This is a genomic window from Pseudomonas sp. DF11 (assembly GCF_058148565.1).
The window spans coordinates 39,916-58,416 of the sequence record NZ_JBYVYN010000012.1 but is presented as its reverse complement, the minus strand read 5'-3'; the positions used below and the strand labels follow the sequence as shown (position 1 = coordinate 58,416).

The 18,501-nt window shown below is 62.3% G+C and carries 20 protein-coding genes; 4 read left to right on the top strand and 16 right to left on the bottom strand.

The annotated features are described in order from the left end of the window. Positions 1-49: 49 nt before the first annotated feature. Complete coding sequence (locus AC30D9_RS26565; protein ID WP_490145182.1) at positions 50-988, bottom strand: S66 peptidase family protein; 939 nt, start codon at positions 986-988, stop codon at positions 50-52. A gap of 151 nt (positions 989-1,139) precedes the next feature. Here AC30D9_RS26565 and AC30D9_RS26560 point away from each other — a divergent pair, with 151 nt between their 5' ends. After that, positions 1,140-1,265: a hypothetical protein gene (locus tag AC30D9_RS26560; protein ID WP_256211728.1), complete on the top strand. Its 126-nt coding sequence runs from the start codon at positions 1,140-1,142 to the stop codon at positions 1,263-1,265. A gap of 660 nt (positions 1,266-1,925) precedes the next feature. On the opposite strand, the gene lipA is transcribed toward AC30D9_RS26560, so the two are convergent. The 12 genes from lipA to AC30D9_RS26500 all read right to left on the bottom strand — a co-directional run bounded on the left by lipA (position 1,926) and on the right by AC30D9_RS26500 (position 13,374). Next, complete coding sequence (gene lipA, locus AC30D9_RS26555; protein ID WP_109756285.1) at positions 1,926-2,948, bottom strand: lipoyl synthase; 1,023 nt, start codon at positions 2,946-2,948, stop codon at positions 1,926-1,928. Position 2,949: 1 nt separating this feature from the next. Next, positions 2,950-3,597, bottom strand: a complete 648-nt coding sequence (lipB, locus tag AC30D9_RS26550) for a lipoyl(octanoyl) transferase LipB (protein WP_490145181.1) — start codon at positions 3,595-3,597, stop codon at positions 2,950-2,952. Next, positions 3,597-3,872, bottom strand: coding sequence for a DUF493 domain-containing protein (locus tag AC30D9_RS26545; RefSeq protein WP_003185772.1), 276 nt, complete (start codon positions 3,870-3,872; stop codon positions 3,597-3,599). The genes lipB and AC30D9_RS26545 overlap by 1 nt, the downstream gene beginning before the upstream one ends. 80 nt (positions 3,873-3,952) lie before the next feature. After that, a complete protein-coding gene (locus AC30D9_RS26540; RefSeq protein WP_060740482.1) occupies positions 3,953-5,110 on the bottom strand; it encodes a D-alanyl-D-alanine carboxypeptidase family protein in 1,158 nt (385 codons plus the stop codon). 168 nt (positions 5,111-5,278) lie between these two features. Next, positions 5,279-6,304: a septal ring lytic transglycosylase RlpA family protein gene (locus AC30D9_RS26535; protein ID WP_134925963.1), complete on the bottom strand. Its 1,026-nt coding sequence runs from the start codon at positions 6,302-6,304 to the stop codon at positions 5,279-5,281. Beyond that, positions 6,304-7,314, bottom strand: a complete 1,011-nt coding sequence (mltB, locus tag AC30D9_RS26530) for a lytic murein transglycosylase B (RefSeq protein ID WP_134925964.1) — start codon at positions 7,312-7,314, stop codon at positions 6,304-6,306. Before mltB ends, AC30D9_RS26535 begins: the two co-directional genes overlap by 1 nt. A gap of 17 nt (positions 7,315-7,331) precedes the next feature. Continuing rightward, complete coding sequence (gene rodA / locus AC30D9_RS26525; protein WP_167659400.1) at positions 7,332-8,435, bottom strand: rod shape-determining protein RodA; 1,104 nt, start codon at positions 8,433-8,435, stop codon at positions 7,332-7,334. 31 nt (positions 8,436-8,466) lie between these two features. After that, positions 8,467-10,362, bottom strand: a complete 1,896-nt coding sequence (mrdA, locus tag AC30D9_RS26520; RefSeq protein ID WP_134925966.1) for a penicillin-binding protein 2 — start codon at positions 10,360-10,362, stop codon at positions 8,467-8,469. Positions 10,363-10,371: 9 nt separating this feature from the next. Next, positions 10,372-10,839: a 23S rRNA (pseudouridine(1915)-N(3))-methyltransferase RlmH gene (gene rlmH, locus AC30D9_RS26515; protein ID WP_003185785.1), complete on the bottom strand. Its 468-nt coding sequence runs from the start codon at positions 10,837-10,839 to the stop codon at positions 10,372-10,374. 9 nt (positions 10,840-10,848) lie between these two features. Continuing rightward, complete coding sequence (rsfS, locus tag AC30D9_RS26510; RefSeq protein WP_109756290.1) at positions 10,849-11,343, bottom strand: ribosome silencing factor; 495 nt, start codon at positions 11,341-11,343, stop codon at positions 10,849-10,851. A 71-nt stretch (positions 11,344-11,414) separates the two neighbouring features. After that, positions 11,415-12,101: a nicotinate-nucleotide adenylyltransferase gene (nadD, locus tag AC30D9_RS26505; protein ID WP_063324226.1), complete on the bottom strand. Its 687-nt coding sequence runs from the start codon at positions 12,099-12,101 to the stop codon at positions 11,415-11,417. Position 12,102: 1 nt separating this feature from the next. Beyond that, positions 12,103-13,374, bottom strand: a complete 1,272-nt coding sequence (locus AC30D9_RS26500; RefSeq protein ID WP_490145180.1) for a glutamate-5-semialdehyde dehydrogenase — start codon at positions 13,372-13,374, stop codon at positions 12,103-12,105. A gap of 196 nt (positions 13,375-13,570) precedes the next feature. Between AC30D9_RS26500 and AC30D9_RS26495 the strand changes: the two genes are divergently transcribed. Together AC30D9_RS26495 and AC30D9_RS26490 are read left to right on the top strand one after the other, a co-directional pair. Beyond that, positions 13,571-14,248 (top strand): DNA-3-methyladenine glycosylase, encoded by a 678-nt coding sequence (locus tag AC30D9_RS26495; RefSeq protein ID WP_490145179.1) that lies wholly within the window; start codon positions 13,571-13,573, stop codon positions 14,246-14,248. 328 nt (positions 14,249-14,576) lie between these two features. Continuing rightward, positions 14,577-15,893, top strand: a complete 1,317-nt coding sequence (locus tag AC30D9_RS26490) for a bifunctional DedA family/phosphatase PAP2 family protein (protein WP_490145178.1) — start codon at positions 14,577-14,579, stop codon at positions 15,891-15,893. A gap of 185 nt (positions 15,894-16,078) precedes the next feature. On the opposite strand, the gene AC30D9_RS26485 is transcribed toward AC30D9_RS26490, so the two are convergent. From AC30D9_RS26485 to AC30D9_RS26475, 3 genes are read right to left on the bottom strand one after another with little or no spacing between them, the layout of a single operon-like run. Then, on the bottom strand, positions 16,079-16,669 hold the full coding sequence (locus tag AC30D9_RS26485; RefSeq protein WP_109756295.1) for an LON peptidase substrate-binding domain-containing protein: 591 nt from the start codon (positions 16,667-16,669) through the stop codon (positions 16,079-16,081). A 10-nt stretch (positions 16,670-16,679) separates the two neighbouring features. Next, positions 16,680-17,396, bottom strand: coding sequence for an LrgB family protein (locus AC30D9_RS26480; RefSeq protein ID WP_109756296.1), 717 nt, complete (start codon positions 17,394-17,396; stop codon positions 16,680-16,682). After that, entirely contained in the window at positions 17,393-17,758 is a 366-nt protein-coding gene (locus tag AC30D9_RS26475) for a CidA/LrgA family protein (RefSeq protein WP_134925970.1), read from the bottom strand. The genes AC30D9_RS26480 and AC30D9_RS26475 overlap by 4 nt, the downstream gene beginning before the upstream one ends. A 192-nt stretch (positions 17,759-17,950) precedes the next feature. On the opposite strand from AC30D9_RS26475, the gene AC30D9_RS26470 reads away from it, so the two are divergent. Next, positions 17,951-18,406, top strand: coding sequence for a MaoC family dehydratase (locus tag AC30D9_RS26470; RefSeq protein ID WP_053125683.1), 456 nt, complete (start codon positions 17,951-17,953; stop codon positions 18,404-18,406). The last annotated feature ends 95 nt before the right edge of the window (positions 18,407-18,501 follow it).

Here is an 18,501-nt window from a genome sequence, read left to right as displayed (position 1 = left end):
CTGTAGGAGCGAGCCTGCTCGCGATGACTGATTCGCAGGCGCTACATGACTAGCGACTGACCACCACATCCTGCTCCAACACCAACCTCTTCTCCCCCGCATCCAACGTCACCAACGCCCCCATGGGCAAGGTCAGGTTCGGATCGCAATGCCCACTGCGCCAACCCGACAACACCGGAATGCGCAACGGTTCGAAGGTCTGCTTGAGCAAGCGGTTCAACGCCTCGACGTCGACCCCGGCCACGTCCCCCACCAACACACCGCGTAGCTTGTGCAACGTGCCGGCCAAGCGTAGCTGGGTCAGCAACCGGTCGATGCGATACAGCGGCTCGTTGACGTCTTCGATGAACAGGATCACCCCGTCGGCATCGATTTGATAGGGCGTGCCCATGGTCGCGGCGATCATCGACAGGTTGCCCCCCAGCAGACGCCCGTGGGCAACGCCCGGCTCGACGGTGGTCAATGGATATGCGGCGGGATGGTCCAGCGTGCCACCGGCCTTCAACTGTCCACGCAGCAGGCTGAAAAACGAGGTGACGGTTGGAGGTTCCTTGTCGCCCAGCAGATCGGCGTTGAGCAAAGGTCCGTGGAAGGTGACGAAGCCTGCGTAACGACTGATGGCCAGGTGTAGGGCGGTGATGTCGCTGTAGCCGATGAATGGCTTGGGGTTGCGTCGCAGGAGGTCGAAGTCGATGCGGTCCAGCAGGCGGGGCGTGCCGTAGCCGCCGCGCAGGCAGATGATGGCTTTGACTTCTGGGTCGGCGAAGGCGGCGTGCAGGTCGTTGAGACGTACTTCGTCGCTGCCGGCCAGGTAGTTGTCCTTTTCGTAGACGCCTGGGAATATTCGCAGTTCATGGCCCCTTGCGCGCATCCATTGGATGGCTTTGTCCGTGTCCAGGGGGGCGGGGCCGGCGGGGGCGATTACGGCGATCAGACCTTCTGGCGGGAGGGCTGGGACGGGGTGATGGGGGGTTAAGGTGTGGGCCATGGGGTTCCCGGCTTTTTTGATCGTGTGTATATCCGTTTCTGCGGTAACGGCCACTTATGGTTCCGCTCTTACAGCGGGTCACTTTTGGAAAAGCGCCAAAAGTAACCAAAAACGCTTTGCCCCACCACTCGGTGCCTCGCCTAGGCTCGGCATGCCCTCACTCCGGCATTGCTCCGTGGGCCGCCGCGAAGGGCCATCCATGGCCCAGCGCGGCTATCCCGGCATCCATGCCGGGATGCCCACTGCGCAATGCCTGCGTTCGGCCAGCGTGGTTTAACGGGGCCTCAAGATCAAGATCAAGATCAAGATCAAGATCAAGATCCAAAGCAAAGCAAAGCAAAGCAAAGCAAAGCAAAGCAAAGCAAAGCAAAGCAAAGCTAGATCGGGATACATCCAGCATCTTTGTAGCTGAACCACCGCTATCGCGAGCAGGCTCGCTCCCACATGGCTTGGCGGCGCTCACAATATCTGGCCAGGTGCAAAAACCTGTGGGAGCGGGCTTGCTCGCGAAGGCGTCAGCACATTCAACATCACCGCAAATTGACCCACCGCTTTCGCGAGCAAGCCCGCTCCCACAGAAGAAATGCGGTCCCACCAGAACCAGGTCGGCTATCAGGCCGCCTCGCGGAGGACGTTGATCTCGGGCGCCCCGTTAACCACGATGGCTGAACGCAGGCATTGGTTCGTGGGCAACCCGGCATGGATGCCGGGTTAGCCGCGCTGGGCCATGGATGGCCCTTCGCGGCGGCCCACGAACCAATGCCGGAGTGAAGGCATGCCGAGCCCTAGCGAGGTACCGAGTGGTGGGGCAAGAGCGTTTTGGTTACTTTTGCGCTTTTCAAAAGTGACCCGCTGTAAGAGCGGAACCATAAGTGGCCGTTACCGCAGCAACGGATATACACACCACCCCATCAACCCAAAAAATCCCAACCTTAAATCAGGACCCCAGCAACTCAGCCTTAACCAGTTTCGCCTGCTCATCCGCATGATACGAAGACCGCACCAACGGCCCAGAAGCAACGTTCTTGAACCCCATCTTGTACCCTTCCTCGGCAAACCAGGCAAAGGTATCTGGATGCACAAAACGCTGCACCGGCAAGTGACTACGCGAAGGCTGCAAGTACTGCCCCAAGGTCAGCATATCGATGTCATGCTCACGCATGCGCTTCATGACCTCGATGACTTCCTCGTCAGTCTCACCCAGGCCCAGCATCAAGCCGGACTTGGTCGGAATGTGCGGCATCATCTGCTTGAAGCGCTGCAGCAAAGTCAGCGACCACTGATAATCCGAACCCGGACGCGCAGCCTTGTACAGGCGCGGCACGGTCTCCAGGTTGTGGTTGAACACATCCGGCGGCTCGGCGGCGGTGATTTCCAGGGCGATGTCCATGCGGCCACGGTAATCGGGCACCAGGGTTTCCAGCTGGACGTTCGGCGACAGCTTGCGGATCTCGCGGATGCAATCGGCGAAATGCTGGGCACCGCCGTCACGCAGGTCGTCGCGGTCTACCGAGGTGATGACCACATACTTGAGCTTCAGGTCGGCGATGGCGATGGCCAGGCTTTCCGGCTCATTCACGTCCAAGGGTTTCGGACGGCCGTGGCCGACGTCGCAGAACGGGCAGCGACGGGTGCAGATGTCGCCCATGATCATGAACGTGGCGGTGCCGCCGGAGAAGCATTCGCCCAGGTTCGGGCAGGAGGCTTCTTCGCAGACGCTGTGCAGCTTGTGCTTGCGCAGCAGGGCCTTGATCCGGTCGACTTCCGGGGACACCGGGATGCGTACGCGAATCCAGTCGGGCTTCTTCGGCAACTCGGTGGTCGGGATGATCTTGACCGGGATGCGTGCAACCTTTTCGGCGCCGCGCAGCTTGACGCCGGCCTCTACCTTGGCACGCGGGGCCGGACGCTCGGTGACGTCCTGCGTCGGGATAATGGTTTGCACAGCATCAGTAGTCATATCAGTCGATTCCGCCCGTAAGGGTCGTCTGCTCAGCATAGTCGAGGTGTTTGACGAGCTGCGCGCGCAGCCGGGCACTTACCTCGGCAAATTCAATCGATCCTGTGTGATCGCGAAGCTGGGTCATCGCCAGCCCCGCGTAGCCACAGGGATTAATCCGTCGAAACGGCGCCAGATCCATGTCCACGTTCAACGCCAGGCCGTGAAACGAACAACCGTGGCGGATCCGCAGGCCCAGGGAGGCGATTTTCGCCCCGTCGACGTAGACACCCGGCGCATCCGGCTTGGCCGCCGCCGCTACACCGTAGCTGGCCAGCAGCTCGATCAGGCATGTCTCCATGCGCGTGACCAGCTCGCGCACGCCAAACCCCAGCTTGCGCACGTCCAGCAACAAGTAGGCAACCAATTGGCCAGGGCCATGGTAGGTCACCTGCCCGCCGCGGTCGACCTTCACCACCGGGATATCCCCCGGCAGCAACAAGTGCTCGGCCTTGCCGGCCTGGCCCTGGGTGAACACCGGTGGGTGTTCCACCAGCCAGACTTCGTCGGCGGCGGTGTTGCCGCGTTCGTTGGTAAAGCGTTGCATGGCATGCCAGACCGGCTCGTAGGCCATCGTGCCCAGCTCGCGAAAGCCCAGCGTGCCCGGCATCACAACACCATGTGCACGAAACCGGTCGCTCGCAGCTCGCTGTTGATGTCGTAGAGCTGTTCCTGGCCGGTGGCAATGATGTGCAACTGGATCGTCGTGTACTTGCCGTTGGTACTCTGGCGTTCGGCCAGGGTCTTGTGATCAACGGTGGCATGTTTTTCAAGGATCGCGATGATCCGGTCCTTGAAACCCACACCGGTATCGCCAATCACCTTGATCGGATAATCCGCGCAAGGGAATTCGATTTTTGGCGCCTTTACTTCAGAGTCTGTCATGGCGTAACGGCCTCGTAAGCCGTGGTAACGCACATGGCCCCGCTCCGGATGGAAACGGGGCCATGCAGGTCAACACTCGATCAGTTGAACAAGCCGTAGAAGAATAGACGGATGCTATCCCAGATGCGGCGGAAGATACCACCTTCCTCGACCGCGTCCAGAGCGATCAGGTCAGCGCTGTGCACCACTTTGTCATCCAGTTTGACTTCGACTTTACCGATCACGTCGCCCTTGGCGATAGGAGCGGTCAGTTGCGGGTTCATGGTCATGCTGGCAGCGAGCTTCTTGAGCTGGCCCTTTGGCAGGGTCATGGTCAGGTCCTGGGCCAGGCCGGCCTTGACCTGGTTGCTCGAGCCTTTCCAGACCTGGGCCTGGGCCAGTTCGGTGCCCTTCTGGTAGAAGGTCTGGGTTTCGAAGAAGCGGAAGCCGTAGGTCAACAGCTTCTGGGTCTCGGCGGCGCGGGCCACTTCGCTGCTGGTGCCGAAGACGACGGCGATCAGGCGCATGCCATCACGCACCGCCGAAGACACCATGCAGTAGCCGGCTTCGTCGGTGTGGCCGGTCTTCAGGCCATCGACGGTCTTGTCGCGCCACAGCAGCAGGTTGCGGTTAGGCTGCTTGATGCCGTTCCAGAAGAATTCCTTCTGGGAGTAGATGGCGTAGTGCGCCGGGTCTTCATGGATGATCGCCCGAGCCAACAGCGCCATGTCGTGAGCCGAGGAATAATGCTCGGGGTTCGGCAGGCCGGTGGGGTTCATGAAGTGGCTGTTGGTCATGCCCAGATCGGCCACGGTTTTGTTCATCATGTCGGCGAACGCATCTTCGCTGCCGGCGATGTGCTCGGCCAGGGCGACGCTGGCGTCGTTGCCGGACTGGATGATGATGCCGTGCAGCAGGTCGCTGACGGTCACTTGCGAACCAACCTTGATGAACATCCGCGAACCGCCGGTGCGCCAGGCGTTTTCGCTGACGGTCACCGGATCGTTTTCACCGATCTGGCCACGACGGATTTCCAGGGTGGCGATGTAGGCGGTCATCAGCTTGGTCAGGCTGGCCGGTGGCAGGCGCTGGTCACCGTTGTTCTCTACCAGCACCTCGCCGCTGCTGGCATCCATGAGCACGAAGGATTTGGCGGCCAATTGAGGCGGGGCCGGCATCATCTCGACCGCGAACGCGGCGGGTGAGAGAAGCAGCGGGACTAGCAGGCAAAGGCGTTTGGCAAAGGTGGTGATGTTCATCCGTCTCTCGAAATCGCTAATGGGACTTGCCCGAAGGCAAAACTAAAACAGGCAACCTTCTAACGGGTTGCCGCGTATTTAAGTTGCTCACTCACACCCTTGCCGGGCTTTTATTATTCATGGAGCCAACAACCTGACCCGCTCCAACCGCAAGCGGGCCTCAATCAATTACTCGGCGGTGACCAGGCTCGGCGAACCGAGATTGGCCAGGCGCACACTGTTCTGCACTTGCTGGACTTCACCCGGAGAACCGATCGGCCCCAGGCGCACCCGATGCAGTGTCTGCTGGTTGCGCACGATCGAGCTGATGAACACCGGGGCGCTCACCATCGAACTCAGCTTCGACCGGAGCAGTTCGGCAGCGTCCGGGTTGGCGAACGCGCCCACTTGCAGAAACTGGCCAGACGCTGGTGCAGAAGCGTTTTTTTTTGCATCGATCTGTACCGGCAGCACGGCCGCGGCGTGTTGCTGCGGCGGCGGTGTCCACTGCTCGACCGTGCCGGTGGACGCCGTCACGGTCGGCGCGGCATTTTGCGCCACTTTCGGCTCGTTGAGCATCAAAGGCGCCGGACGGCCACGTTGGGCCCACCATTCCTGCGGGTCGATGCCTTCGACCTTGACCCGGGCGGTGCCGATTTCAGCGTAACCGAGTTTTTTCGCCGCCGCATACGACAGGTCGATGATACGGTCGGAATAGAACGGCCCGCGGTCATTGACCCGCAGGATCACGCTCTTGTTGTTGTCCAGGTTGGTCACCCGCACATAGCTGGGCAGCGGCAAGGTCTTGTGGGCCGCGCTCATACCATACAGGTCATACACTTCGCCGTTGGCGGTGTTCTGGCCGTGGAACTTGGTGCCGTACCAGGACGCCGTGCCCGAAGCCACGTAGCGCTTGGAGTCGGCCATCGGGAAATAGGTCTTGCCCAGTACCGTGTACGGGTTGGCCTTGTACGGGCCGGTGTGCAGGGTCGGCGTGGCGTCGGGAATGCGCGAGACGTCCACGTCCCACCACGGCGCGCCGTCCTTGTGGGCCCGGTTGATGTCCAGGCCCGGCATCGCCCGCACGGCAGTGGTGTTTTTCTGGGTCGGCGCGCGGCTGGTCGAACAACTGACGACCAACAACGACAGCGCAGCCAATGCCACGAGCTTGAGGGGCTTGGCTTTCAGGGGTTGATAGGTAGGCATTGCCCGCATTATTTGACGCCCCGTGCTTTGACCAGCTCTTCAGACAGTTGATATACAGCCATGGCGTACATCACGCTGCGGTTATAACGCGTAATCGCGTAGAAATTCTTCAGGCCCATCCAGTATTCGGGGCCTTGTTCGCCTTCCAGGCGCATCGCGGTGACCGGCATGTCGTCACGCAGCGCATCATGACTCGACCAGCCCAGCGCCCGCAACTCCCCGACGGTTTTCGTCGGCTCGATGCCCTCGGTCAGGCCCTCGTCCACCTGCTCGCCACGCACGTCGGCACGGCTGACCACCGGCTGGCCGGCTTCCCAGCCGTGGCGCTTGAAATAGCTGGCGACACTGCCGATGGCGTCGGTCGGGTTGGTCCAGATATTGATGTGGCCATCGCCGTCAAAGTCCACCGCATAGGCGCGGAAACTGCTGGGCATGAATTGCGGCAGGCCCATGGCCCCGGCATAGGAGCCCTTGAGGGTCAACGGATCGACCTGCTCTTCGCGGGCCAGCAACAGGAATTCGCGCAGCTCCTTGCGGAAGAACTCGGCACGCGGCGGGTAATCGAAACCCAGGGTCGACAGCGCGTCGATCACCCGGAAATTCCCGGTATTGCGGCCAAAGAAGGTCTCCACGCCAATAATAGACACGATGACCTGGGCCGGTACGCCGTATTCCTGCTCGGCCCGGGCCAGCGCGGCCTCGTGCTGGCGCCAGAAGTCCACGCCCCGGGCGATACGCGCCTCGGTGATGAACATCGGCCGGTACTCGCTCCACTGCTTGACCCGCTCGGCAGGTCGGGAGATGGCGTCGAGGATCGACTGCTTGCGTTCGGCCTCGCGAAACACCCCCATCAGTTGCTCGCCGGCAAAACCGTAGTCGCGGGTCATCTCACCGACGAATTCGGCCACCTGCGGCGAACCTTCGTATTCGCCCGCCAAGGCATGCGATGCACTGCCCAGGAAGCCGACCAGGCCGATCCACGGCGCATATCGCGTCGACCAGCCACGCATTGCTTGCATTGAACTCTTCACCTTATTCAAACCTGTGCGATCCACTTGCGATGCGTATGAATCGACATCAAAACCCCAAACGCTGACAGTAGTGTCACCAGCGAAGTTCCTCCGTAGCTAATGAATGGCAACGGCACCCCCACGACCGGCAACAGGCCACTGACCATACCGATGTTGACGAAAACATAAACAAAAAACGTCATGGTCAGGCTGCCCGCCAGCAACTTGCCGAACAACGTCTGGGCCTGGGCGGTGATCACCAGCCCGCGGCCGATCAGCAGCAGATAGATCAGCAGCAGCACGCAGATGCCCACCAGGCCGAACTCCTCGCCCATCACGGCGATGATGAAGTCGGTGTGGCTTTCCGGCAAAAAGTCCAGGTGCGACTGGGTGCCCATCAGCCAGCCCTTGCCGAACACCCCGCCGGAGCCGATGGCGGCCTTGGACTGGATGATGTTCCAGCCAGTGCCCAGCGGATCGCTCTCCGGGTCGAGGAAGGTCAGGATTCGTTGCTTCTGGTAGTCGTGCATCACGAAGTACCACATGGCCACCGACACCGGCACGGCGATGGCGATGACGCTGAGGATCCAGCGCCAGCGCAGCCCGCCCATGAACAGCACGAAGGCGCCACCGGCCAGGATCAACAGCGAAGTGCCGAGGTCCGGCTGGCGCACGATCAGGATGAACGGGATGCCGATCAGCAACAGGCTGATGCACACGTGCTTGAGCTGCGGCGGCAAGGTGCGCTTGGACAGGTACCAGGCGATGGTCGCCGGCATGATGATCTTGAGGAATTCCGAAGGCTGGAAGCGGATCACCCCGGGGATGTTGATCCAGCGCGTGGCGCCCATGGCGTTGTGGCCCATCACGTCCACCACCACCAGCAAGCTCACGCCCACCACATAGGCCAGCGGCACCCAACGGGCCATGAAGCGCGGCTCGAGCTGGGCGATGACGATCATCGACACCAGGCCGATGCCGAACGACGTGGCTTGCTTGGCCAGCAAGTCCCAGCTCTTGCCACTGGCCGAATACAGCACGAACAGGCTACCGGCGGCCAGGGTCAGCAGCAGGATCAACAGCGGGCCATCGATGTGCATGCGCTGCAACAGCGTGGCTCGCCGGCGCATCACGTCTTCGCTGGAGAGGATCCGGTCGAAATTATTCTTCACGGGCCGTAGCCTCCGCAGTGGTGGGGCTTGCGTATTCAGGCTTGAGCTGGCCGTGCTCGTCCAGCAACCAGGCGTCCATGATCTGGCGCACCACTGGCGCGGCGACGCCGGAGCCCGACTCACCGTTCTCGACCATCACCGACACGACGATTTTCGGGTTGTCGGCCGGTGCGAAGCCGACGAACAAGGCGTGGTCGCGGTGGCGTTCCTGGACCTTGGAGCGGTCGTACTTCTCGCCCTGCTTGATAGCGACGACCTGGGCCGTACCGCTCTTGCCGGCAATGCGGTATTGCGCGCCGATGGCCGCCTTGCGGGCGGTGCCCCGGGCACCGTGCATTACCTGCTGCATACCGTTGTTGACCTTCTGCCAGTCCGAGGGATTGTGCAGGATGATGTCCGGCATCGGGTTCGGGTCCACTGGTTTCTGGCCTTCGATGGTCTTGGCCAGGTGCGGGCGATACCACTTGCCCTTGTTCGCCACCAGGGCCGTGGCCTGGGCCAGTTGCAACGGTGTGGCCTGCATGTAGCCCTGGCCGATCCCCAGGATCAGGGTTTCACCGGGGAACCACGCCTGGCGCCGGGTCGCGCGCTTCCACTCCCGGGACGGCATCAGGCCGGGGGACTCTTCGAACATGTCCAGCGAGACTTTCTGGCCGATGCCGAACTTGCCCAGGTAGGACGACAACCGATCGATCCCCAGCTTGTGGGCCAGGTCATAGAAGTAGGTATCGTTGGAACGCATGATGGCCGTTTCCAGGTCCACATAACCGTCGCCGGTGCGGTTCCAGTTACGGTACTTGTGGTCGTAGTTGGGCAGCATGTAATAACCGGGGTCATAGACTCGGCTCGACGCGGTCACCACGCCGGAGTCCAGCCCGGCAATCGCCACGGCCGGCTTGATGGTCGAGCCCGGCGGATAGAGGCCGCGCAGCACACGGTTGAACAGCGGCCGGTCGATGGAGTCACGCAACTCGGCGTAGGCCTTGAAGCTGATGCCAGTGACGAACAGGTTCGGATCGAAACTCGGCTGGCTGACCATCGCCAGCACCTCGCCAGTGTTCGGGTCCAGCGCCACCACGGCACCACGACGCCCGCCCAGCGCCGCTTCGGCGGCCTCTTGCAGCTTGATGTCCAGGCTCAGGACGATGTCCTTGCCGGGAATCGGATCGGTACGCTTGAGCACCCGCAAGACGCGGCCACGGGCGTTGGTCTCGACTTCCTCGTAACCCACCTGGCCATGCAGCTCGGGCTCGTAGAAGCGCTCGATACCGGTCTTGCCGATGTGGTGGGTGCCGCTGTAATTCACCGGATCGAGCGTCTTGAGCTCTTTCTCGTTGATCCGCCCCATGTAGCCGACCGAGTGGGCGAAGTGCGGCCCCTGGGGATAGTGCCGCACCAGCTGCGCCACCACCTCGACGCCGGGCAGGCGGAACTGGTTCACGGCGATCAGGGCGATCTGCTCTTCGGTCAGCTCGAACAGGATCGGCACCGGCTCGAACGGCCGTCGGCCCTGGCGCATGCGCTTCTCGAAGATCGCTCGGTCTTCGGGGGTCAGTTGCAGCACTTCGACGATCACGTCGAGTACGTGCTGCCAATCCCCGGAGCGCTCGCGGGTCATGCTCAGGCTGAAGCTGGGCCGGTTATCCGCCACCACCACGCCGTTGCGGTCGAAGATCAGCCCGCGGGTCGGCGGAATCGGTTGCACATGCACCCGGTTGTTTTCCGACAGGGTCGAGTGGTACTCGTACTGGATCACCTGGAGGAAATACAGCCGCGCAATCAGCACGCCGATCAGCGTCACCACGGTAATAGCGCCGAACACGACGCGGCCCCGCACCAGGCGGGCGTCTTTTTCGTGGTCCTTGATGCGGATCGGCTGAGGCATGGGGCAGGATTACTTGTGGTAAGGGTGCCCGGACAGAACTGTCCAGGCACGATACAGCTGTTCGCCGATCAGGATCCGCACCAGCGGGTGTGGCAACGTCAACGGCGACAACGACCAACGCTGATCGGCCCGGGCACAGACTTCCGGCGCCAGCCCTTCCGGGCCACCGACCATGAAATTGACCGTGCGCGAGTCCAGCCGCCAGCGATCGAGCTCCACCGCCAGTTGCTCGGTGCTCCAGGGCTTGCCGTGGACTTCGAGAGTGACGATGCGCTCGTTCGGCCCGACCTTGGCCAGCATGGCTTCGCCTTCCTGGCGGATGAAGCGCGCCACGTCGGCGTTCTTGCCACGGGTGTTGAGCGGAATTTCCACCAGTTCCAGGGCCAGCTCGGACGGAAGACGCTTGGCATATTCATGCCAGCCTTCTTCCACCCACTTGGGCATGCGAGAACCGACGGCGATCAGGCGCAGTCGCACAGCGGTCCCTTATTGCTGGTCTTTGTTGAGCTTGGTGAAGTGCTCATGGGGATTTTCCGGGCTGTGGTGCGCGGCGCTGGCCGAACGGCTCTGCTCGGCACCGGCCCACAGGCGCTCCAGGTCGTAGAACTGGCGCGCCGAGGCGGTCATCATGTGCACGATGACGTCGTCCATATCCAGCAGCACCCAGTCGCTGTCGCCCTTGCCTTCTTCACCCAGCGGCTTGACGCCCTTGGCCTTGACCGCTTCGCGGACCTTGTCCAGCATCGCGCCGATCTGGCGGTTGGAGGTACCGGTGGCGATGATCATGTAGTCCGTGATGCTCTGCTTTTCACGAACGTCGATCACCTGGATGTCCTGGGCCTTGACGTCTTCCAGGGCCGCCACGGCCACCTTGACCAGCTCTTCGCCGGCCAGTGCCACGCCGGTATGGGCTTCTACAGGCAGCGGGGCGCTTTTGAACGTGCCTTTGCGCTTTACTTTGTTTACGTCTTTGTCAGTCATATAAAACTCGTTTTGCTCGTATGTTCGGGCGCTTCGCTACACGCATTCACGTGCCTTGAAGCGCGCCTTTTTCAGTTCGACGCACGGTACAGCCCGTGCGCATCGATGTAGGCCAGGACCGCGTCGGGCACCAGGAAACGTACCGACTTACCGCTGGCCAGCAGTTGACGGATCTGGGTGGCGGATACCGCGAGCGGCGTCTGCCAGACGAATGCAATCTGTCCGCTCGGCCCTTTCAGGGCCAGCGGGTCGCTCACCGAGCGGGCCGCCAGCAGGTTGCGCAAGGCATCCGGCGGCTCGCTGTCGGCATCCGGGCGTTGCAGCACCAGGATGTGGCAATGCTGGAGCAACTCTTCCCAGCGATGCCAAGTGGGCAGGCCGCAAAATGCGTCCCAGCCCAGAAGCAGAAAAACCTGGGCATCGGCGGCCAGTTCGGCACGCATCAGCTCCAGGGTATCAATGGTGTAGGACGGTTTGTCCCGCTGCAATTCGCGGGCGTCCACCACCAACGGTGCCACACCGGCCACCGCGCACTCGACCATCGCCAGGCGGTCTTGCGCCGACACCTGTGGCGTGTCCCGATGAGGCGGCCTGGCGCTGGGCGTCAGGCGTAGCTCATCGAGGGCCAGGGCATCGGCGACCTCCAGCGCACCGCGCAAATGGCCGATGTGCACCGGGTCGAACGTGCCGCCCAGGATACCGATGCGCCGGGGCGCAGTTGTCGTCGTCACTGCGGCTGACGGGTCAAGGTCGCCCAAGTCAGGCCGGCTCCTGTCCACGCAACTGGCCGTCACCGACCACGATGTACTTCTCGCAGGTCAGGCCTTCCAGACCGACCGGGCCGCGGGCGTGCAGCTTATCAGTAGAAATGCCGATCTCGGCACCCAATCCGTATTCGAAGCCATCGGCGAAGCAGGTCGGCGTGTTGATCATCACCGACGCCGAATCCACTTCGGCCACGAACCGCCGGGTTTCGCCCTGGTGCTCACTGACGATGGAATCGGTGTGGTGCGAGCCGTGGCGATTGATGTGCTCGATGGCCTCGTCCAGCCCGTCGACCACGCGGATCGACAGGATCGGCGCCAGGTATTCGGTATTCCAATCTTCTTCGGTGGCGACAGCGGCTTCGATGATCGCCCGGGTGCGCTCGCAACCACGCAACTCGACGCCTTTTTCGCGGAACTGGGCGGCCATCGACGGCAGGAAGGCCTGGGCAACGGCCTGGTCCACCAGCAGGGTTTCCATCGCGCCACAGATACCATAACGGTAGGTCTTGGCGTTGAAAGCGATGCGTTGGGCCTTCGGCAATTCGGCGTGGGCACTGACGTAGACGTGGCAGATGCCGTCCAGGTGCTTGATCACCGGCACGCGGGCATCGCGGCTGACCCGTTCGATCAGGCCCTTGCCACCACGGGGCACGATGACATCGACGAATTCGGGCATGGTGATCAGCGCGCCGACTGCGGCGCGGTCGGTGGTTTCCACCACTTGCACCACGGCCGCCGGCAGATTGGCCTCGGCCAGGCCGCGCTGGATGCAGGCGGCGATGGCGCGGTTGGAGTGGATAGCCTCGGAGCCGCCACGCAGGATGGTCGCGTTGCCCGACTTCAGGCACAGGCTCGCGGCGTCGATGGTCACGTTCGGCCGCGACTCGTAGATGATCCCGACCACGCCCAGGGGCACGCGCATCTTGCCGACCTGGATGCCCGACGGCCGGTAGCTCATGTCGCGGATCGCCCCGACCGGGTCCGGCAACGCCGCGACCTGGCGCAGGCCGACGATCATGCCGTCGATGCGGGCCGGAGTCAGCGCCAGGCGCTCAAGCATGGCCGGCTCCAGGCCATTGGCCCGACCTGCGGCCAGGTCCAGCTCGTTGGCGGCGGACAACTCGGCGCGCGCAGCGTCCAGCGCATTGGCGGCGGCCTGCAGGGCGCGGTTTTTCTGCGCGGTGCTGGCACGGCCGATGATGCGCGACGCTTCGCGAGCGGCGCGACCCAGGCGGGTCATGTAGTCAAGAACGGACTCAGTCATGGTCTGTGTGGTCTTGGCAAAGAGGAAAGCGGCAGATTATAGCTGTCGTAACCCTCGACTAACAGCGTGGACTCGCAGTGGTGACCGGCGGAGGAGCAAAACCGGCGTAAACAGCCTGTTGAAGCGCGTGTTCAGCGGTGATTAAGCTTTCCATTGCTATCATCGCGCTTCCTTTGGCCTCCCTTCGTCTATCACCATGACCGATTTGCCATTGCCCGACGCCCTGCCCCACGCCTTTTTCGATCGCGATGCCCAGGTGCTTGCCAAAGACCTGCTGGGCAAAGTCATTCGCCACAAGGTCGGTGACTTGTGGCTCAGTGCGCGGATCATCGAGACCGAGGCGTACTACTTCGCCGAAAAGGGCAGCCACGCCTCGCTGGGCTACACAGAAAAACGTAAGGCTTTGTTTCTGGATGGCGGCCACATCTATATGTACTACGCCCGGGGCGGCGATTCGCTGAACTTCAGTGCCCAGGGGCCCGGCAACGCGGTGTTGATCAAATCGGCGTACCCATGGGTCGACACCGTCTCCGGCCCGGAGAGCCTGGCGCAGATGCTGCTGAACAACCCCGACGCCCAGGGCCGGCCACGCACGCCGCAGAAACTCTGTGCCGGTCAGACTTTGCTGTGCAAGGCGTTGGGGTTGAAGGTGCCGGACTGGGACGCCAAACGCTTCGATCCCGAGCGTTTGCTGGTGGAAGACGTCGGCGTGCCAACGGTCAACGCGATCCAGACCACCCGCCTGGGCATCCCCCAGGGCCGGGACGAACACCTGCCCTACCGCTTCGTCGACGCCGCCTACGCGCCCTGGTGCACCCGCAACCCGTTGCGGCGCGGGCAGATCGAAGGGCGGGATTATTTTTTGCTTTCATGAACACAACACCGCCCCATTGTTGATTTTCAGTGACCACAGGTTTTGTGTTCACAACAGAACCCCATGTGGGGCGAGCTTGCTCGCGATGGCGTCAGGTCAGCAGAATGAATGTTGACTGGCACACCGCAATCGCGAGCAGGCTCGCTCCCACAGTTGATTTTCGGTGGTCACGGGTTTGTGCTCACAACAAAACCCCATGTGGGAGCGAGCCTGCTCGCGATGGCGTCAGATCAGTAGAATCAGATGTTGACTGACACACCGCAATCGCGAGCAGGCTCGCTCCCACAGTAAAAATGCATGCCGTTCACTATTCAATGGAGTTGTATTTATGGGCCCATGGCTCGATAGCATCACTGGCTGGTTGACCGTCAACCCGCAATGGCTGGCGGTGGCGGTGTTCATCGTCGCCTGTGTGGAGTGCCTGGCCATTGCCGGGTTGATCGTGCCGGGGACCGTGCTGTTGTTTGCCATAGCCGTGCTGGCCGGCAGCGGCGCGCTGTCCTTGGGCGAGACGTTGCTACTCGGCCTGCTCGGTGGCTTGCTGGGGGACCTGGTGTCGTACTTCCTCGGCCGGCATTTTCACCAGAATATCCGGCGCCTGCCGGGGCTGCGGCATCACCCTGAATGGATGAGCGCTGCGGAGAGCTATTTCCAGCGCTACGGCATCGCCAGCCTGCTGGTGGGCCGTTTTATCGGCCCCCTCAGGCCGATGCTGCCGATGGTGGCCGGGATGTGCGACATGCCATTCCCACGTTTCGCCGCCGTCAGCGTGCTGGCCGCGACCGGCTGGACCGTAGCGTATCTGTTGCCGGGCTGGGCCACCGGGGCGGCGTTCCGCCTGCCACTGCCCGAAGGTTTCTGGCCACAAGCCGGCGTGGTCATCGGCAGCATCGCGGTGATGGTCGGGCTGAGCGTCAACAGCAGCATGCGTCGCCATCGCCACGCCACGGCGCTGATCGCAGGCCTGGGCCTGGTGATCCTGATCGGCCTGTTCATCGGCTTTCGCTACCTGACGGCGTTCGACCAGGGCCTGATGGCCCTGGTCCAGGAGCATCGCAGCGCGACGCTGGATGAAATCGCCGTGACCTTCACACTGATCGGCGAATTCCGCAACATGCTGATTGTCTGCAGCCTGCTGACCGGGTTACTGCTGCTGACGCGCCAATGGCGGCAGGCAATCTTCGCCGGCGGCACGATGCTGCTCACGTCCCTGGCCAATACCGGCAGCAAACATTTCTTCGCCCGCGTACGCCCGGAAATCCTCACCGACCCACTGACCAGCTACAGCATGCCCAGCGGCCATGCCTCAGGCGCATTCGCGCTGTTCCTGAGCCTCGCCATCCTGGCCGGTCGCGGCCAGCCACCGCGCATGCGCCTGACCTGGCTGTTACTGGCGTGCCTGCCAGCCTTGGCCATTGCCCTGTCGCGGGTGTATCTGGGGGCTCACTGGCCGAGCGATGTCGTTGCCGGGGCGATGCTCGCCGCCTGTGTCTGCGCCGCCGTCCTGTGGTTGAGTCAGCGCCAGACCCCGCTGCCGGCCATGCCGCCGAAAATCTGGTGGCTGATCCTGCCGGCGCTGGTGGCGGTGTTCAGCTTCTTCGCCCTGCGGCATTTGCCCCATGCGATGTTGCGGTATGCCTATTAGGCAATCGCGAGCAGGCTCGCTCCCACAGGAGACGGAATTTCTTCAGAAGGAATGTGATCGACTGTGGGAGCGAGCCTGCTCGCGATTGCGGTGCGTCAGTCGACATCGAGCATGCTGACCCGGCGCCATCGCGAGCAAGCTCGCTCCCACAAGGGTTCTGAATCCTTCCAGTGAATGCGCGTGTTTCAGGCAAAGAGTTCGCCCTGCAACTCATCGAGCAAGGCCTGGATCGCATCCAGCCGCTGCTGGGGGTCATCGAGCTGCAGCAGGTCGATCTTGTCCAGTTCGTTGAACGGCAGCAGGTAGGCCAGCTGATTGGCCAGGGACTGCTGGCCGGTGGCTTCGGTGCCCATGTTCAGGGCCTCGACCATCGGGTGCTCGGCCAAGGCCTTGAGCAGCGCCACCAGGTCGGCGTCTTCATCTTGCAGCGGTTGCTCCGGCTCTTCCTCCAGCCACTCGACCTCGGCAACCGTCAGTTGATCCGCCTGGACGCTGCTGCCATGCACGATGAAGCGCCGCCCGCCTCGCACGCGAATGCCCAGCAGACCATTGTCCTGCTGGGAGAAGTCGGTGATACACGCTTCACAACCAACCCGCGCATAGCCTTCGGGGGCGATGCCGACTTCCTCGCCATCGAGGATGCACACCACGCCGAAGCCTTCGCCCTTTTTCATGCAGCGCCCGATCATGTCGAGGTAACGCGCCTCGAAAATCTGCAAGTCGAGGATGCAACCGGGGAACAGCACGGTGTTCAACGGGAAAAGCGGCAAGCTCATAACCAATTCCTTAAACCGTCATCGACACCACCAACGGCAGCAGCACCGCCGTGGCCACGCCCATCAGACTCATTGCCAGCGCCGCAAAGGCACCCGACTCCTCGCTTTCCTGCAACGCCACCGACGTACCCACCGCATGGGCCGCCAACCCCAGGGCCATGCCCCGGGCCTCAGGGCTATGGACACCTAAGCGGGTCAGAATACTCGGACCGAGGATCGCCCCGAGTACACCGGTAATCAACACGAACACCGCCGCCATGGCCGCCACGCCGCCGATCTGTTCGGCCACCAGCATGGCGATCGGCGACGTCACCGACTTGGGCGCCATGGTCATCAGAATCATGTGCTCGGCACCGAAGGCCCAGCCCAACACCACCGCAGAGCCCGTGGCAAACACCCCGGCTATCACCAGCGTAGTAAAAATCGGCCAGAACAACTGCCGGATCCGTCGCAGGTTCAAATACAGCGGCACCGCCAAAGCGACCGTGGCCGGGCCCAGCAGGATGCTGAGGATCTCGGTGCTCTTGCGGTACTCGGCGTAGCCGATGCCGCAACCGACCAACACGCCGATCAACAGCACCATGGACATCAACACCGGTTGCAGGAACACCCAGCGGGTCTTTTCGAACGCTGCCAGCACCAATTGATAGGCGCCCAGGGTAATGCCTATGCCGAACAGCGGATGGTGAATCACCGAGTTCCAGGCGCCCTGCCAGTCGAGCATCATTGGCGGTCCTCCGGGGCGGCGACGTGACGGCGGGCCAGGCGCTGCATCAGCACCCCCGCCAGCGCCACGGACAGCACCAGAGACAAGGTCAACGCGCCAACGATGGCCCAGAAATCGGCGGCTATCGCCCGGGCGTAAACCATCACCCCCACTGCGGGCGGCACCAGCAGCAAGGGCAAGTAACGCAGCAGGCTGCTAGCGGCCAGGTTCAACGGCTCGCTGACTTCACCGCGCACCACCAGATAGCACAGCAGCAACAGCAGGCCAATGATCGGCCCAGGCAGCACCGGCAAGAACAAATGATTGATCGCAGTGCCCAGCAATTGGAACAGCACCAGCCAGGTCAGGCCCCGTAGCAACATCCGCTCTCTCCCCTGCAACACTTACTCAAAGAATGCGCCGGCATTATAAGCATGCCCGCGCTATGGTTCGGCATTCGTAAAAAGCATGTTCGGTGACCTTACGTGCACGCCATGTTGATCTACAGTGGTTCTCCGGGGACGCAGATCCCCGTTCCAGCAAAAGCACAACAGATGAACCCAAGGAGAGTCTCAATGCCTTACGTCCCCGTTGCAGCGCTCAAAGATTATGTCGGCAAGGAACTTGGACGTTCCGAATGGCTCACCATCGATCAGGACCGCATCAACCTGTTCGCCGAAGCCACTGGCGACTTTCAGTTCATCCACGTCGATCCGGTCAAGGCCGCGCAGACCCCGTTCGGCAGCACCATCGCCCACGGTTTCCTGTCGCTGTCGCTGATGCCCAAGCTGATGGAAGACATCCTGATCCTGCCCGAAGGCGTGAAGATGGTCGTCAACTACGGGCTGGACAGCGTGCGCTTCATCCAACCGGTCAAGGTCGACTCCAAGGTCCGGCTCAAGGTCGACCTGGTGGACGCCACCGAGAAAAAACCCGGCCAATGGCTGCTCAAGGCTACCGCCACCCTGGAGATCGAAGGCTCGGAAAAACCGGCCTACATCGCCGAGCCGCTGTCGCTCTGCTTCGTGTAAACCTGCGCGGTCGCGAAACCGCTCAGGCAGTTTCGCATCGCTTCTCTGTATCCAAGGGGCATAGCTGCGGCATACTCGTGGCCTGATGACCTGGA